The organism is Nocardia jiangxiensis NBRC 101359 (assembly GCF_000308615.1).
Classification (GTDB): domain Bacteria; phylum Actinomycetota; class Actinomycetes; order Mycobacteriales; family Mycobacteriaceae; genus Nocardia; species Nocardia jiangxiensis.
On the sequence record NZ_BAGB01000068.1, the window covers coordinates 314660 to 334007 of the forward strand.

At 66.0% G+C, this 19348-nt stretch carries 1 protein-coding gene (only partly in view); it reads left to right on the forward strand.

Going from position 1 to position 19348, the window contains the following annotated elements:
- Positions 1-19348: the 5' portion of an ADP-ribosyltransferase gene (locus tag ON40_RS30785; protein WP_040828364.1), read on the forward strand. The gene runs 11789 nt beyond the window's last position; only the first 19348 of its 31137 coding nucleotides appear in the window; the start codon lies at positions 1-3; its stop codon lies beyond the right edge, outside the window.

A 19348-nucleotide genomic window follows, 5' to 3' on the forward strand; every position in this document is an offset into this window, starting at 1 on the left:
ATGAGCATCGAGATTCCGCCTGGATTACAGTGGCTGTCGTATCTGGCCGGGTCGTCCTGGCCGAAGGGGGATGAGGACGCCCTCTTCGCGCTGAGCCAGGACTGGACCGATGCATCGAACGCGCTGAACGCGATCATCGCTCCGCTGCACGCCGCGTGTGACACCGCGTCGCAGAACTACAGCGGTAGCGGCGCGGATCAGATGAAATCCCAGTTCGACCAGTTCTTTTCCGGGGACAATTCGGTCGAGAAGATCGTCCAGGGGCTCGAACAACTCGCCGACTCGGTATTCGACTGCGGACAGCAGACCGAGTACGCCAAGCTGCAGATCATCATCACCCTGGCGGTGATGGCCGCCGAAATCGCCTACGCGCTGGCCACATTGTGGGGAGCGTGGGCGGTCTCGCTCATCGAGGCCGAGGGTGCGGGGATCATGCGGTTGATCGCCTCGCGGCTGGCCGCCACGCTGGCCGCGCGGGCGTCGCGACTGGCCGCCACCCCGCTGTGGAAACTCACCGCGATCCAGGTGCTCAAGCAGGGCGCGATCGGACTCGGGACCGATGCCCTGGCGCAGGGGATCGAGCTCAGCGAGGGACACAGCAAGGGCTTCAACGTCAAACAGATGTTCATCACCGGCGCTGTCGGCGCGATCTCCGGTGGTGTGGCCACGCCGATCGGTCACTTCGGCGGTAAATACCTGGGCGGGTGGGTCGCCAAGAACGGCGGAATGAACTGGTGGAAGGCCGGTCTGGTCGCGGTCGGCTCCGGTATTCCGGCCGGTGTCGTCGGTGCGGGCGCGGGCATCGTGGCCTACGGCGCGATGACCGGTCAGTGGGAATTCGATCCGGCCGCCCTGCTCGGTGGTGTCGGCGGTGGTCTCGTCGGTGGCGTGCACGGCGTGATGGGCCATTTCCAGGGCAAGTTCACCGCGGGGATGGGCGGGTACGAGACGCTGCCCGCCTACAGCGCGGAGGACAAACCACCGTCATACAGCGACGGCAGCTTCTTCCAGTCCGATACGAAACCCACCTGGTCGGACAGCAAGACCGACAACCCGGCGAGCACTCACGACTCACCGCCGGTCAACGGCAATTCGCAACGGGCACAAGGTAATAGCAACAACTCGCCCGAGATCTCGCACAACGGCACAACCACCACGAACGGCGCCGAACGCAACGGCAACGGGCCCGCGCGCAACGGCGGCAACGTCGACGACGCCACCCGCAACGGCAGCAATATCAACGGGACCAGCAACCGCGGCAACGTCAACGGGAGCACAACGAACGGCACGACCCACAACGGCGTCACACCGAACAACCGCAGCGACTTCTCGACCGGCAACCGCAACGGCCCCGCCGCCAATCTCGACAGCAACAGCCGAAATATCAATGGCGACAACAATTCTCACCTTACCGCGAACAACAGAACGGACAACGGGCAACAGTACGAGACACCGAGGACGAACGGGTCGGCCAAGGATTTCCAAGCGAACGGCCGATCCTCCGAGGACGGCCCGGCCTCGCAGTGGTCCCCCACCCGCGGATCCACCGATCAGCGCCTGAACGGGAATCCGGATACGAATCTGTCGACGAACGGCACCCGCAACGGATCCGAGCAGACCAACCCCTTCCGGCAGAACATCGACCGGACCACGAACCCGCAGAGCTCTCCGATACGTTCGACGGACCTCTCCAACAGCACGAATTCGTCTGCGCGACAGTCGGTATCGTCGTCGAACATCGAAGGTTCCTCGACGCGGCCGTCCCAGCCGCCCCGGGTCTTCTCCTCGGCCACGAAGGTCGCGGACGGCTCCACCCCCACCAACCCGTTCCGCACCGGCACCCAGGACCAGTCCCGCCCCGCATCCACCCTGGGCGGCAAGAACGCCCTCCGTACGCCCGACACGAAACTCACCGCCAACGGCACCGACCAGCTGCGCGCGACGCCCAGCACCGAGACCCGGACCACCAACGGCACGAACAACCCGGACCGCAGCCGATACCGCGTCACGGTCGAAGACGTTCCGGACGAGTCGGAGACTCCGAACCGGATCACCGATGAGCCCCTGAAGGGCCGGAGCAACAACCCGTTCCGCACCACCGTCGAGGAAGTCCCCGACGAATCCGGCACCCGGTTCACCACGCCTCAGGACAACCGCAACGCCGGCACGACTCTGCGCCCCAACGAGAATCAGAGCACCCCGCTCACCAGGACCGACTCCGATACCCGGTCCAACGACACGAACCCGTTCCGGTCCCGCACCAAGAACGACGACACCGGCGGCAGCAGCCCGATCCGCCGTACCGATACCGAACATCGTTCGCAGACAAGCAGATCCGATAACGAACCGGAGTCGCGCATCAGCGCGGACCGGCGCGATCCGCCCCGGGGCCCGGCCGAGGAGGCGACCGAGAAGCCGACCCTGACCGACCGGTCCGACGAAACCCCCGGCGGTTGGTACGAGCGCCACTCCACCGACTACGTCACCGGTGAGCGCGTCGTCAACGACTGCAGCCGACAAGTGTTGCGGCGCTTGGCTTCCGACTTCCCGGAGAACCGCAGGATCCTGGCGCCCAAGGAACCGGTGGGCCTGCGCGGCATGGACGCGCTCGAGTTCGAGATGCGCTCCACCGGAACACTCCAGAGCTTCCCCGACCACGAGGCGGTCGGCGAGGCGCTGCGCGCACTCGGCCCCGGGGCGAAGGCGGCGGTCATCGAAAGTTACCGCGGCCCGGCCGATCGCAACGGCATCGGCGGACACGCCGTGGTGATGACCGTCCGCAACAAGAACTCCTGGGTCTGGGATCCCGCCACCAATCGCGAAACCCCGCTGGTTTTCCACAATCGCGACGAGGTCGCCGGCGTGACCGCCGTGCTGTACACCGCCGACGGCACGCCGACCCACGCTCCCGGCCGCGACCTCGACGGCGTCGGCGCCACCGGCAATGTCCGGATCGGCTCGTCCACCGATACCGCCCCGCATCTCACCGAGACTCCGGCACATGAGGAGTCCGCACCGCCGGACGACATCCCCGCCGCCGCAACCGATCACGAGTTCGACGGCCCACCCGGCCGAAGTTGGAACGAGGTCACCGAACTCGGCGCCCAGCCGCAGCAGCTGTCCAAGACCGCCTTCGCCAAGAGCTCCTCGGGTGAACACGATCTCGCGGTATTCGGCGACGAATCCGGCGCTCGATACATCTGGTCCAGGTCCGGCGGTTTGACCGACGCGGAGGGTCGACCGGTGCCGAGGTCGACGACCCTCGATACGGTTCTGTCGGATTCGAGAATCACCGAGGTCCGCACTCCCGGTACGTCCGATCGCTCGACGAGCGGGCAACCGCGTCCGGAAGATCCGCAGTCGCACAACGACTTCCCCGCCGAGACCACGCCGCCGAAACACGATTCCGAGCTACTCCAGCGCCTGGTCACCACGCAGGAACGCGCCCAGCAGCATCAGCAGCAGGTCAAGGAGACGATCGAGCGCTCCCGCAGCAGCGTCGAGGACGCCCGCCACGCACTCGAGGTGGCCGAGGCCACCCACGACGACACCCGAATCTCCGAGGCTCGGACTGTCTACGAGCAGGCGACCGAAGATCATCGGCAGACGGTCGAGACGGCCGTGGACAAACTCATGTCCGATGCCGACACCGCGGGCGCCGATGCCTGGAAAGCGTTCCAGGACGGGCACATCAGCCAGGAGGACGCCTTCCCGCTGGTGCGCGAGCAGCGGGTCTCGGCCGCGAAGGCGGCGGCCGAGGCGCTCCTGGAGCACTACGACGTCCAGGCCGGAAAGGACAGGTCGGGGCCGCTGGCGAAGCTGAGCAACGAAGAGTTGGAGCAGCGGATCCTCGACAGTTCGGAGAAGGATTCCCGTGCGGCGCAGATCGAACTGTTCCGCCGCGGCACCGGCGGCAAGATCGGCGGTCCGGGGGGCAAGGTGCTGCGGTGGACCCAGCTGACGTCGGAAATTCTGATGCGGCACGGCCCGGTCGAGATGGACACCGGCGAGGGCAAGGAATTGACCGCCATCTCGCACGCCACGCGCACCGTCCTGGAAAAGGGTATCGCCCATGTGATGACCAGCAGCGATCCGCTCGTGGTCCACATGCAGCACGAATTCGAGAGTCTGGTCGCGGGCGAACACGACCTGGGAATCGATGTGTACCACCTGGATTCGGATCAGCCGTTCCCGGAGCGGGTGGAAGGCCGCAAGCTGATCGTCCTGGGCACCGCCCAGGATTACGGATTCCGCGCGGTCAAGGAGGCGCAGGCGGTGGTCGACAAACTGAAGGAAAGCGGTATGTCGACCGAGGAGCTGACGCAGCTGCGCGCGGATCTGGAGCAGGCGCCGTCGATGAAGGAGTACAAGCAGATTCTGGACGCCGCAGCCGAAAGCCGGGGATTGCCCGATCGTTTCGAGCCGTTCCCCGGCGGCGACCTGACCATCGACGAGATCGATGCGCAGCTGATCGATGAACAGACCCACTACGTCCTCTCGCCCGGGAAATCCGGTCCGGCCGACGAGCAGTTCGCCGGTCGCGTGCACGACATCTGGAACACGCTGCAGGAGGCCAAAGAACGCGGCGTGCTCGGTCCCGAGGACTTCGGCAAGGATCCGGACAAGCGCGGGATCTTCGACGCGAAGATGACCCGTTTCGCCCGAGCCAAACTGGCGATCATGCTGAAATCGGGCCAGAACATCAGTGACGCGGACGCGGAGGAATTCGCGCATGCGGCGCAGGCGGAATGGGGACCCGAACGCAATTCGGACTACCACGTCAGCGACGACGGGAAGATCAAGATCATCTCGTCGCAGACCAACGACCAGGTCATGGACGATCCGGAGAAGCAGAGCTCGAGCCGGTGGAACGGATTCGCCAAATATCTGGAGGTGAAGAACGGCCTGGAGATCACGGGGGATTCGGAGCATTCGCTGAGCATCACCGGAAAGCAGATCTTCAGCGGCGGCCATTTCGAGCACATCACCGGGATGTCGGGCACCCTGCTCACCCCCTCCGAGGGCAATCCGCGCGGCGTCGAGGACGTGATGCACGACGAGTACGGGACGGGACCCATCTCGCGGGTGGACAGATTCTTCAAATCGCAACTCGTGACCCCGGACGCCCGGCATTTCACCTCCGGCCAGGAGAAGTTCACGGCCATGGCGAACGACATCCTGGACACCGCGTTCGTGCAGGATTCCAAGACCGGGGAATGGGAGCAGAAGGGTTCACCACAGCTGGCGATCGCCATGGACAACGCCGACGTCCAGCGGCTGGCCGATGCGCTCGACCACGCCGCGAACGAGCGTGGACTCGACGTGAAATTCGACAAACTCGATGTCGCCTGGGTCGATTCGCACGGCAGTAAGGACCGGGCCAACGAGGCGATGCAGCAGATCATCAAGGACGGCGGCGAGATGGGCCGAATCATCCTGGGCAACAAGATGATGGGCCGCGGCGTGGACATCACCCCGTCCAAGGAGGCCATCGCGAACGGCGGCCTGAAGGTCAAGATCAGTGGCGGCCCGGCATATTCCGAACGCGTGAACCATCAGGCCGAGACACGCGCGGCGCGCAGCGGCGACCCCAACGGCGATTGGGCAACCGGCGGCACTCCCGGCGAGGCCGTGCACTACATCTCGCCCGAGGACTACCGCAGTGCCGCGCCCAATGTCCGTGTGAAGACGTTCATCACGCGCTATCAGGAAGCGGCGCAGGAGCACCGGGCGGCCACCGAGGCGCACAACGACAATCGGAACGAGGCCACCGAGGCGAAACTGGAAGAGACCAGGAGCGCCCTGAACACGGCCGAGAACGACCTGCGCAACCAGGCCACACCGCTGCAGAAGGCCGCGGTCGAACAGCAGTTGCTGAATTCGCGTCGCGCGGAGTCGGATCCCGCACGCGCACCTCCACTCGGGGAGGGCACCGACACCCCGAACCCCGTCACTCCGCCACCCAGATCCACCGACACCACGCGCCCGGCCCCGAATACCGACGGCAGCAACAATATTCACGCGGCACCGCCCCCGGCGCACCAGATTCCGGGCGTCGACCGGTCTCCCGGATCGCGGCCCTTCGCATTCCAGCCGCGGCAAGACCTGCCGACGATCGAAACCATGCTCGGCGACCCGGAATTCGGTTCGCCCGGCTCGGAACAGGGCAACAGCCCGCACACGAACACCGCGCACGAGTTCGGCGACGAGAACGACCGGAGCGGCGCGGCGACGCCATCGCCCACCTTCCGCCCGGAGGACATGCCCGGAACGACCGGTCACAAGTCGGTCTTCTCGGAATACTTCCCCGCGAATTCGCTTGCCGCCCAACAGACCAACCCGCTCCAGCAGCCCCGGACCGAGGCGGGCCCGTCGACACCGGCGAGGTATCAGTACGGCACCCCGACGTTCGACGGTTCGACCGCGCCGTACGAGAAGGTGCCGCCGTCCGAAACGCAGGAGCAGGCGGCGCCACCGCGCGAATTCCCCGCGACGACGGCCCCGTACGAACGACCGCAACCCGGTCCGTCGAGATTCGGCTTCAGGCGACTGTTCCAGGGATTCTCCCGCCGGATTCCGACCGCGCTGGTCGACGGCCGCCGGACGAACGTGCACGAAGAGCCGTGGCATCCGACCGCGACCATGCGCAACCCCTATCTGCACCTGAGCGGCAGCACGGGCCACCGAAGGCTGGCGGTCTTTCCCGAACGCCGCGCCCAGGCCGTCGCGGGCGATACGGTGGGCCGGTTCGGCGGCTGGCTGGCGATGGACTGGCTGCTGCACGGGACCACGCGCACCACCGAATTCGATTACACGACACTGACATCCGACCAGCGCCAGAATGCGATCAATGTCATCGCCGGTCTGCGCGCGAACACCGAGGATCGCACCCTCGACCAGTGGCGTAGCTGGGCGGAACAGACCCTGGGCGGCACTGCCATCGGGCGCGCACGGGTCCAGCTGACGGCGCTGTCCGGCGATGCGCGGGTGTGGATGCTGAACTCCCGGGGATCCCGCGCGCTCGCGGTGCAGCGCATCGGCGACACCAACGACTTCCGGGTCTACGATCCCGACACCGGTAGGTCCGGGGAATCGACCGCCGGGGTGCTGGAACGCCTGATGGACGAGCGCGACATCAGCGAGCTGGTGATCGCCGGACCCCGGGCCGGAATGCCCGCCGAGATGAGTGCGTTCGACGAGCTGCCGGTCTACAGCCGGGGAGCCCACCTGCCCGAGTACATCGCCCCGGAGGATCCTGCAGCGGTGTGGGGCGGGGTCAACTGCGCCGTCGTTGCGCTGGAACAGCTTTCGACGTTCACCGGACGCCCGCGTCCGCAGGTGCCCGAATCACTCGCCGGAATCACGGGTATGCCCGCGGATGCGTTGTCGGACAACGCCGGTGCGCCGCTGCGGCAGTTCGCCGACCACGACGACATCGCCACGCAGCTGACCGAGCTCGGCCCGGGTGCGGTGGCCCTGGTCGTGGACGACTACCGGGGGTACACCGACGCCAATGGTGTTGGCGCGCATGCCTATCTGTTGCGCGTCAACCATGACGGCACTGTCGCGGTGCATGATGCGTCCGACCCGGATACCCGCGCCTTCCCGCCGAACGTGCCGCGGGAGCTGGCGGGCACGCACGCGGTGCTCTACTCCGCCGACGGCGTCCCGGTGACCATGGATCCCGCGATGCCGGATCAGCTGCCCGCGACGACCATGATCGGCGCACGGTCCACGGATGACTCGGAATCGACCGACCCCCCGTCCGACTCGAATCTGAGTAGAACGGTCTGGAATTTCGGCAGGCGTTTCAAAGGCGCCGAGGACCTCGTTCAGGTCGCGGCGATTCCGGAGAACACGATCAAGTGGCTCCGCCAACAGGTCATCCACTTCGTGGAGACCGAGTCCGCCAAACAACCGGTCGCCACCGCGAGCAGTACGAAACCAGCGGACACCGAAGGCCCCGACGCCAGCAAGAAGGCAGTGACTCCGGCAGAGGTCGGGAAACCGGCGAAGGGTAAGAAGCCGGCCTACACCGGTCCCGATGCCAGGCGGCAAAGAGCACTCACCAACGCATTGAAGGGCCCCCAGGCCCCGAAAGACCCGTTCCACGCCGCCGTCAAACAGAAACTGACCTCACGCCTGACCACGGCCGAGACGTACCGACTGTTCAGCAAATCCGGTATGCCGCTGGCCGCGGAATACAACGGCAACCCTTTCCCGGTATTCCTGCGCCTGCGATTGGAGCCGCGTGAGCACTCGCGGCCCAACGACGGGCCGGCGGTGAGCATCCAGCGCTGGACCTACGGAAACGTCGACAAGGGTAGTTCCGCGAGCGAGCAGAACCAGCGATCGTTCAGTGCCCTGTACACCCACCTGTTCGAGGTGAACAAAGGCAAACTGGTCAACTGGGGTCTGGCCCCACAGTTCAATTTCATGCACAATCGGCTGGCCTCGGCCATGGCCGTGATCGGATCGGTGCAATCGGTCATCAAGAAGCGCAGCACCGACTCCGACGCGGTGCCGCACGACTTCGATATGCACTGGGAGATGCGGTACAACCCCGAGGGCCTCGCCGGTGTGCTGTCACCGGATATCCGCGATCATGAAGACGACTGGGTGAAAATCGATCACGAGGCCGCCCCCGACCTCCTGACCGCCTGGTTCCCCAACCATCTGCACGACAACACGATAAAAATTCCGGAGGCGGGAAAGGACGACAAGTACACTCCGATTCCGTTCCATCGCGCCGCCGATTATTCGGAGTCCGACGACAATCCGAACCCGTACATCTCCGCCGATCAGATGCCCTTCTACGGTCCGCTCGATTTCCCGGCGCACGACGAATTGTTCGCCGACGTGATGAAGGGATTCCCCGACCAGATAAAGCAGATCTCGAAGGCGTCGGCGATCCAGCTGCGGACATTCTTCGGCGATAATCTGCGCGGCAATATCCCGATGATGCACGGCGGCTCGGTGCAATCACCGACGATGTATACCAAATCCGGTACACCGCTCGGCTACTTCAATGTGGAGATCGTCGATTTCCACGGCGGGGACACCCTCACCGGCCCAGTCACCGCGGAAGGCCAGTCCCGGCTCGAATACAACGTGGTGCGCGGCCTGCGCACACAGGGGCGAGCCGCGATCTCCAACCGGCTCGGCGCGGCGATGTCGTTCTCCCTGGGCCTGGCGCAGGGCAAATCCGACAAGGCGACCGGCTATGCGACCCGCGGCGGCAATATAACCCTCTTCAAGGGCGGTGTCACGCACCAGAACAGCCATGCGCTGACCTACGGTGGCCGCGGCTACGTATCCCGCGCGCTGCGCATAGTTTCACGTCTGCTGCACACCACACCCGATATGGAAATCCGGGTCACATTCGTCCGCCCCGACGGGGCCCCTATTCTGCCGAAGCCGGGCACACCCCTGAACAACCCCGGAAAAGCGACATCCACGAAAGACACCGTCCCGGTGGAAGACGGCACGAAAACGGCCACAGACGACACCAAACCAGCCGGGGATGACACAAAGCCAGCCGGGGATGACACGGAAGCGGTCAAGGACAAGACCGACAACACCACGTCGACCACTCGCACGGGTAAGCGGTACCCGATCAACATGCTGGTGCCGTCGAAATCGGCCCTCGGCCGCAAACCTCAGGCCGGTGAACAACGCTTCCTCCCCCTACACCTGCTGCATCTGCAAAATCTCGACCTGCTGACCACCCCACTCCAGGTCGAAATACCCGGCAATATCGCCGACGGTATCGAGAAGTTCGTCTCCGATATGGATTTCCTCCCCTCGGCGAGTAAGGCGAACGACATCCTCGACCTGAGTTCCACCGCGGAGGAACGCCTGGAGAACGCCCGCACGCTCTCGCATATGAAAGCCCGGCTGACCAAGCTCGCGGCCTTCGACGAAATGCTCCAGCTCGGTTTCCGCACCGAATTCAACGGCACCACCGCCGCGGGTCTGGATCCCGCACGCATCACCGTCACCATCAAGGCCGTCCGGGAATACAACACCCCGGACGGCAAATACGACCCGAAGGCCGATTCGAACGAGGGCGTCACCCACGACTGGCGGACACCCATCCTCCAGACGATGAACTACAGCGGCATCATCCTGTCCTCCGGTGAGGAAACCGAAAGTACCCCGCTCGCGATGGACGCCGGCACCGGCGCGTCGTTCACCAATCCACTCAACATCATCGGCACCCAGCGGCTGGCGAGCGTGAGCGCCTCCTACGACTTCAACTACGGCGAGTCCAAGGGCGACGGCACCGCCCAGTACCACGCCGAGGAGAACTACACCTTCAGCCCGAAGAATTCCGCGGAGGACGACTACAAAGGCGATGCGGGCCTCGAGATCTTCGGCGTGCCCACCCGGTTCGTCGCGGAGATCTCCTACAGCCACGGCCACGGCCCGGCGCCGATCGAGGGCAAGGGCAAGGTCAGCCTGGCCGTCCCGCAATACCTGACCAGCGCGACACCGAACACCGCACTGCTGGTCCCAGCGAAAATCCGCTCGGATCACGGCCCCAAGGACGCACTTCCCGCCGATATCACCAAGGGACTCGACGCGGCCAAGAAACAATCCATCGAGAACGGCGTCGGCCGGATCCCGCTGTCCGCCGTCGTCGCCAACCACCCGGTCAGCGAGATCATCCACGAGGCGACGACCGGTCTCATCGACGCCATCGAACTCGAGGCGGCGGCCGAGGGGCGCGACCTCGACACCAGCACACTGAAGATCCCCGGCAAATTCCCCGAGGATCGCGGTCCGATACTCCCGATCGCCGAACCACGCGCGCGGCGGACCGCGGATTCGTCCTCCTGGTGGAGCAGCCATCGCGCGGGCTTCCACTCCTGGGTGCCGGACCTGAGCGGATGGCGACCGAACCTCGGTCCGTGGTTCGGCAAGCAGGACAACCAGCCGGAATCGATCGATCTCCCCGAACGCGGCACCACCGCGACCTCCCAGCAGGCTCTTCCCGAGACGACCATCACCATCCCGAAGAAGGCCGTCACCACCGGAACCGACGCCGAGGAGGCCCCGAAGCCGCTACAAGAACTCGAGCCGCTCCCGAAGGCGGCCGAACCGGGCGAGCAGAAGCCGAAGATCCCCGGTGCCTGGCCCGACGAGACCGCGAAGGGCGACGACACCGGAACGACCACCCCCGAGGACGGCGAGACCTGGGGTCACTGGGCGTGGAGCAAGGCCACGGGCGTCGGAAAGTGGGTCTGGCGCACCGCATTCGGCGATCCCGCCACCGACCCCGCGTCCCAGGCCAGCTCGGTTCTGCACGCCTCGCTGTCCCCGCAGCACATGCTCATGTACGCGCCGCTGATCTTCCGTGACTCGTACAAGTTCGAGACCGAAATCCCCGGCAAGGTGACGGGCACCGATTACAGCGTCGACATCCGCGGCTTCTTCGACAACATCAGGGCGGTGAAACCGAGCGCGGTCGACACCGAACACTGGATGGAGGCCAACAACGCCAGGATCCGGAACCTGGGCGTGAACCACGGCCACCAGGGAGCGCTCATCGTCGGCGGAACCTACGGCCGGGAATCCGATCACAGCCTCCGGCCCAGCGGCGGCTGGCGGGGCGGCAACTCCACCAACACCCATGTCACCAAGGGTGACGCCACCGACAGCATGCGCGTCACCTCCGACTACGGCGGCAAGGTGTACCGGTTCGCCGCGGACGGCCACTACGTGGTCACCGTCAAGGCGGGCTTTCGCAACTTCGCCCTGTCCGTCTTCGGGCTCGGCAAGCCGTACGGCACCCGCAGCCGGATCGTCGACGCCCCCGACCGGCTCGAGTTCTTCCTGACCGACAACGACCTGCACGATCATCCCGAATACAAGGCTCTGTTCGAGAAGACGGCCAAAGAGCAGGGGTGGAAGCTCGACATCATCCCGGAGGGCCAGGAGAACCAGCCGATCACCGAGATCCAGGAGGACGGCACCGAGAAGAAGGTCGACAATTACGTACCGATCGAGCCGCGCCTGCTGTCGGACGCCTACGTCGGAAAGCGCCGCGACGAGCCCGAGACGGCCAAGGCCCTGCCCGCGTTCGGCGGCGCGACCGAGGTCATCTTCGACGACGGTCGCGGCTCGCTCGAGAACTCCGCCACGGCTCTGCTGGAGAAGATCTCCCCCGGCGCGACCGTAGTCGGCCACAGCAACTACCACCCCGGCGTCGCCCCGCTGATCAACGAGCACACCACCAGCTACGGCGTGCGCAACCTCGCCAATGCCGGATCCGAGGGCAAACACTCGTTCCATTTCGTCGACCGGTCTCTCGGCGTCCCGCGCATGGTCGGCGTCACGTTCACCCAACGTCCCCGACCGGACAAGGACATGCCGGACGGCCAGACCCTGGCCACCATCGAGGGCAAGATGGTCCCCCGGACCGCCGCCCTGGACAACGTGCACCGGCACATCCGCGCCGACGGCAACGCCCTGGAGGAGCCCGGCGCGACCAGCGTCGGCAGCAGCCACAGTCAGAGCAACCAGCTCAGCGTCACCCTCGGCGGGCAGAGCAATCAGCAGCGTCCCGGGGCGACGCTCGCGGTCCAGCGCACGGGCACGCACAGCGAGGTACAGAACTCGACCCGCGACCTGAGCGCCTGGCAGCGTAGCTCCGCCCGTCAGTACGAGTTCAAGATCCCCACCGAATGGACCGTCACGGTCGACTGGCGGACGATGGACGAGACGCTGTCGGGGTATCTGTTCGACAAGTTCGGCGATTTGCTCGTCGGGACCGGCCACGTCCTCGCCGCGGGCGGCAACGCGATCGCGAACGGGTGGGCGCGGATCACGACCGGCGAGTGGCGGGGCGTCGTGACGGGCCTGGATCCCGACGAGATTCCGACCCCGAGTCAGTCCAGATCCGACACCGTCACGGCCACCACCTTCATGCGCGTGCACGAGGCCGACACGAAGCCGATCCCGAAGCCTGGCCAGGCCCCCGCGGCCGAGGTTGCGCGCACCGAGCCACAGGTATTCGGCTTCGATCCGACCAAGAGCAAGCTCGAACCCGCCAAAGCCATCGGGACTCCCGAGACCGCCGATCTCGAGGCGGCCGTCGCCGTCGAACCGGCCGAAAAGGTGCCCGACGACGTGCGCGAGCTGCTGTCCGTGCCCTCCTGGAAACCCAAGCTGGCATTCGACATTCGCGAATTCGACGCGTCACAGCAGTTCGCCGAGGCGCTGTTGCGGGTCGATCCGTCGCTGCGCACCAACGACAGCACCCGGGTCGCCGAGGGTATGTACAACCGCCTGGTCACGCTGGTCGCGAAGGGCGATTTCGTCGAGTTGGGACCGCAGTCCACCGGCCCGTTCCTGAACGTCGAGCAGACCGGCGCCATGCCTGCCCCGCAGCAGCATGCGGCGGGTGTCAAGATCGGCGACACCGTCGTCAAGATGAGCCTGTATTCGCCGCGCGAGGAGGACGGCAACGACCAGATCGCCTTCGACACCTTCGAATTCACCGTCGACAACATGGGCTCCTCGTCGAGCAGAAACACCAACACCGCACTGAGTTTCAGCTACCTCGGGGCCAAGCAGGCCAACGACCGCGGTGGGCCCACCATCCCGCTCGGCGGCGACGTCTCGGGTAAGGGCGGCACCGTCGCGATCGGCAGCGTGTTGCGAAATCTGTTCCGCACCAACGTGAAGGGCGGAAAACCGGAAGGTCAGCGGCTGCGTTCGGTGGCCGTGGTCGAGGTCATCGGGCCCAAGGGGACGCTCTGGGTCACCGGTGATCTCATCCTGCGTTCCAACGAGAAGCCGCCGGACAGTGCCAACCTTCCGAAAGCCATTGCGCCCAAGGATGATTCGACTCTCGTCGTGCCGCCGAAGGGGAGCAAGCCGAAGGGCGACGAGACCGATCCCGCGAAGAAGGCCGCGGACGAGAAGAGGGCGGCAGAGGAGAAAGCCGCGGCGGAAAAGAAAGCCGCAGCCGAGAAGAAAGCGGCGGACGACAAGGCTGCGGCGGAAAAGAAGGCGGCAGAGGACAAGGCCGCAGCGGAGAAGAAGGCGGCCGACGACAAGGCCGCAGCTGAAAAGAAAGCCGCAGCCGAGAAAGCCGCGGCGGAGAAGAAGGCCAAGGAAGAAGCCGAGGCGAAGGCCAAGGAGGACGCCGAGGCGAAGAAGGCCGCACCCAAGAAGAAGTACAAGCCCAAGAAGAAGCAGCCGACGAGCGATACCGAGGACGACGACACCAAGACCAAGGACCCCGACAAGAGCAAAGACGACGCCGAGGCCGAGAAGGCCGCAGCCGAGAAGGCCGAGGCCGCAGCGAAGACACTCGAAGCCGAGAAGGCCGCAGCCGAAGCCGAGAAACTCGCGGCTGAGAAACTCGCAGCCGAGAAAGCCAAAGCCGAAGCCGAGAAACTTGCAGCCGAGAAGGCCGCAGCCGAGAAGCTCGCGACCGATGCCGAGACCGGACCGGATACGAAGTCTTCGAACGCGACCACCTCGAATACCAAGAAGTTCGATCCGAGCGGTGCCGAGAAACTCGATCCCGAGGCGATCAAGGCGCAGACCGCGGAGGCCGACGAGCTCGCTGCCGAACTGAAAGCGGCCAAGGCCGGTACCGAGGCGGAGGCGAGTGCCGAGTCGTCCAAGCCGAAGACCAAGTCCAAGGGTTTCATCTCGAGCCTGTTCGGCGGCAGCAGCAGTGTGTCGCCGAAGGTCGGACGCAAGACGGGCCCCCGATCGCGCGTCGTGGACGGGATCGCGGCACCGCACGGATACGTGTGGGAATCGATGCCGCCGGACGGCGACTGCTTCTTCCACGCTCTCGAACGCATCCTGTACAGCACTCCGTACGACTCGGCGACCGAACTCGACCGCCGGATCCGCGACCTGCGCCTCATGACCGCCGCCGAACTCGTCGGGCCCAGGATGGGCGAATACCTGGTGGCCTTCACGACCATCAGGAACGCGGACCGGAACGTCGGCAGGCAACTCACCACCGCCGAGGAGCAGAACCCGATCTCGGCCGCGGACCAGATCGCCCACTTCGCGGAATACATCCGTCAGGTCCGGCAGCTGACACAGCGCGGCGTCTGGCGAACCGATGTTTTCCATGTCGTCCCCCAGGCCGCCGCGGCCGCACTCGCCCGCCTCAGCGAAAACAGCCGCAACGTGCGCGTATACGGCCAGGACATGCGGCGGGGACAGACCTTCGGCCCGAATGCCGAGGCACCGGCCGATGCCGCGACCCTGGTCGCCTTCAACCACTACCACCTCGCCGTACCGACCGGCGATCACACTCCGACGCTCACCCTGCCGACCAGGCCCTGGGACGATTTCGCCAGCCTGCTCACCTTCGAATTCGACGAATACAACCCGCAGGACGACACCCAGACCGCACCCGGTCCGGGCCGGATCGCGATATTCGGCGACGCCGAGGCCGCCCGCTACCTCTGGTTCCCGTCGGCCGGTTCCAAGCCCGGCGAAATGCTCGACGCCAACAGCCAACCCGTGGATCTCACCTTCGACGAGGCGCTCACCGACCCCGCCGTCACCGTCGTGCGCGCACCCGCCGTGGCGGAGGAAGTCACCGGCCCGGACCTGAAGCAGACCGACCCGGAGCTCGCCGCCGCCATCGACGAATCCGTGGCCGAGTTCCACGCGGCCGCCGCCAAGGCCAAGGTCGAGGCCGAGGAGAAGGACCCCGACCTCGCCGCTGCCATCGCCCTGTCGCTGGAGGGGCTCGAAAAGCCCGACAAGGGGCTGTACGACGCGGACGGCAAACTCATCCTCCCGCCCGCGTCTCCCACAGGCACGATCATTCACGATTCCTCGGCCGAGGACAGCAAAGCTGTCCTGTCCGGCGGCGAATCAACCAGCAACACAACACAATCGGTGGCGAAGAAGCTCGACCCGGACATCCCCTTCGGTCTGCTTCCCCCCTCGCTCGAACCAGATTCGACGACGACACCGCTGGCGAAGACCGTCGAACACCACGACGACTCCTCGGACGAGGCGCCCCTCACGCCCAAGACCACGTACTTCGAACAGCTCGACTCGGACGAAGAGCTCGACCCTCCCGACACCGAACTGGGCGATCATTCCTTCACCCTGCACCCGCCCGAATCCGCCACGCAGACCAATATCCGACCGATACCGCAGCTCGACGAGTCGCACCCGGCAATCACCTCGGACGACAAGCCGCTCGAGTCCACCGAACTGGTCGAGGAAACGATCACCGGCACAGAGACCATCGAAGTCGGCAAACCCGCTGTCTCGCAGGAGAAGACAGACCTTGCCCACGACGACGCCTCGGAAGACGTACTCCTCGAGCCGGCCACCACACCCGCCACCGGCAACCTGACCACCACCGCCGAATCCTCGTCCGCAACACCCGGCCCCACCCCCAGCACAACCGTCGAATCCTCCTCGGCGGCCATCGATCCCAACCTGACCAGCACGATCACCGATGCCTCGTCCACGCCGGAAACCGACCCGAGCACCATCACCGAGCCCATCATCCCCGGCTCATCGGCGAAGACCGTCGTCCAGAACCCGCTGTCCGAAGACGACGGCGAAGCCGTTTTCGACGACGACAAGTCGGTCTACAGCACCGACGAGCACGAACCGGACATCCCGCTGCTCCCCCCGGGTCCTCCCTCGGCTCAGCGACCTCCCGGACCCACCGCCTACCGGAACGACCTGGACGACTTCGACTCGGACGGCGAGCCGTTCGCGTTCACCAAGCCCGTCCAGCAGCCGACCTTCGACACCGAGACGGTCGAAGCCGTCGAATCGACTCTGGCGCAGGAGAAGACAGACCCGACTCCGAAGATCGAGCAGCTTCCGAAGACGAGCACACCACCGGCGATCGAGCAAGAGCGCATACCACCAGTGGCGCAGAAGGATTCGATCACCGAAGCCGAGTCCACGGAACAGCTCCACGACACGACCGCGCCGACGATCCGCACCGTCCGATCCACCGAGACGATGCGGCGATTCCCCATTGCTCGAGCGACGGAGGAGGGATCCGACCTCGACGGCAACGACACGCTGGAGCAGGAGTCCGACGACGAGTTGCACGGCCCGATGCCGATGGCACCCCCGTTCCACCGGCGACGCGCGGGCTCCGAATCCGAACTGCCCACAGCCACTTTCGTCGGGTGGCAGATGGTCCCACCGCGCAGGCTGGAAGACATCCGAGCCACACTCCGCATGGACGACGAGGCGCTCGACCTCCTCGAAGACACCATCGAGAACCGGCCCGTTCACGAAGCGGTGCAAGCGGATTCGATCGACGACACCGACCCGTCGACGCAACATCACGAGACGATCGTCCCGGCGATCCGCACCGTACAGTCCACCGAGACGATGCGGTACGCGCCCATTCGTCAAGTGACGCAGGAGGAATCGGCCCTCGACGAGGCGCTGGCACACGATTCCGACGACGAGCTGCACGATCCGATGCCGATGGCATCCCCGTTCCACCGGCAACGCGCGGGCTCCGAATCCGAACTGCCCACAGCCACTTTCGTCGGATCGATACGCCCACGGCCCAGGTTGGAGAACCTCCGGTCCACGTACGAACCGCCATCTGAGCCGTCCACATCCCGGGACGGTACGAGTACGCCGTCCGAAGACCGGACTGTAACCCCGCAGGAGCCGACCCGGCAGCCGCGACGGTCCTACTCGGACGAGCAGATCGATCTCACCCGACCGCGGCGACGCGCCCGGTCGACCTCATCTCTGGACGATCAGCGATCACCCTCGGTCACCACGCAACGACGCTTCCCGCTGTTCCCCGCCGGAACCACACGGCGCACCGACCCCCGTATGTTCGGTACCACCAGCCCGTTCCCGAGCATGCCGACATCTCACGAAAATTTCTCGCTACCAAGATATTTCGGGGAAACCGGGACGCTCCCGCGGTTCGGGACCGGCACCCGCTTCGAGGATCTCGCACCGTTCGAAGGCAGCACGCTGTCCGAGGATCTCACATCGACCGAACACATCGCGCCTCCGGGAGACTTCACGTCTTCCGGAGATGAAGCGCTCCCGAAGGGCACCGAGAAGGCACCCCGGGACACGAAGCCGGCCGATGCCCTCGAGGCACCCGCGACCAGCACGTCCTCGAAGAAGGTCGAGCCACCGAAAGAGACCGAGTCGTCCAAGAAGGCCACACCGGCGGAGGAGATCACATCGGCCGAGGACCTCACACTGCCCAAGGTCGTCGAGGAATCCACCGAAGATGCCCCGGCATCCTCGCAAACGCAGCAGCGCGGCCGCACGATCCCCCTGTTCGACGGGAGCGCCCGGACGCGCACCGGCGACACGACTACCTCCGCTCGGGGAACGCGCAACCCCTGGACCCGGTTGCGGCGCTTGGTTTCCCGAATCGGCGCTACATCGGATCGTACGACCGACGTCGCGACGCCCCGCCCGACCACGGACACCCCGCGCCGCCACTTCCGTGACCTGTTCCGCCGTCCCCTGGACCGACTGCGCCGCGATACGACGACGAACACCCCGGTCCGGATCTCGCGGACCGTCCGCGGCGACGGCGCCACCGCCCACACGGTGGTCACGAACCGTCGTACAACGACGTCGCCCGACTCGCAGACGAGTGCGGACTGCGTCGTGGGAACCCTCACCGCCCTCCGAAATGCTCCGGGCGGCAACAGAATCCGCATACCGCAAGGCTCGACCTCCCTGCCCGGCCGCACGCGGCGGGACCTCGAATGGGGCGCGCGCGGGAGACTGCGCGGATTCCCCGACGAGAGCACGATCGTCCGGAACCTCCAGATCCACGGCCCCGGCGCACGAGCCCTCGTCGTCGCCGTGCACGCCACCCCCAATGCGAACGGCATCGGCGCACATGCCTATCTGATGGTCAACGACCGCGGCCTGGTCCGCGTCTACGACGCCGCCGACCCCACGCACACGCTGCCCGGACAACAACGCCCGGCCGCCGTGCACGCCATCCTGTACACCCCCGACGGCAATACGGTCCGCCCGCTGCTCCCACGCGGCGCGACGGTCCCCCGATTCCCGTCCGATATCCGCATCGGCGCACCCCGGGACCGCGTGAGCGACACCGGAACTCCGCGCGGCGACACGACATCCCACCGAGCAGCCGGTCCAGGTCTCGACGGCGCACATCCCGGCGGCTCCGCGCAGGGCTCCGCTCGCAGAACCGGATTGCGACGCCTGCAAGGGTTCGTCTCCCGTCTGCGCAGCCGGGAGACCTCCACCGTGCCGACCGCCACGGCCTCGACATCCCGTGCGGCACAGGACGGTCGGACCCGGACGTCGGCAGGATCGTCCGTCCGCACCATCCGCAGCCTGTTCAGCCGCA